This window comes from Salifodinibacter halophilus (assembly GCA_012999515.1).
In the GTDB taxonomy this organism is placed as follows: Bacteria; Pseudomonadota; Gammaproteobacteria; order Nevskiales; family Salinisphaeraceae; genus Salifodinibacter; species Salifodinibacter halophilus.
The window spans coordinates 1-260 of record JABEEB010000383.1 but is presented as its reverse complement, the minus strand read 5'-3'; the positions used below and the strand labels follow the sequence as shown (position 1 = coordinate 260).

Sequence of the window (260 nt, the reverse complement as noted above, 5' to 3'; positions counted from 1 at the left end):
CCCGAGGCCGCGCACAAGAACGTGCTGATGAACCTGGCGCTGAACCTCAAGGCGGTGATTTCGCAGCGGCTGGTGGTCGGCACCGACGGCCGCCGCATCCCGGCCGCGGAAGTGCTGATCAACACTCCGCACATCCGCGACCTGATGCGCCGCGGCCAGGTGCACGAGATCAAGCAGGCGATGGAAGAGTCGCTGGAAGACGGCATGGAGTCGTTCGACCAGTGCCTGTTCCGGCTGTACAAGGAAGGCAAGATCGAGAT

The 260-nt window shown here is 63.8% G+C and carries 1 protein-coding gene; it reads left to right on the top strand.

All coding sequences use genetic code 11. The annotated features are described in order from the left end of the window. Positions 1 to 260: type IV pili twitching motility protein PilT (locus tag HKX41_12125; GenBank protein NNC24882.1), on the top strand; the 260-nt coding region annotated here is incomplete at both ends.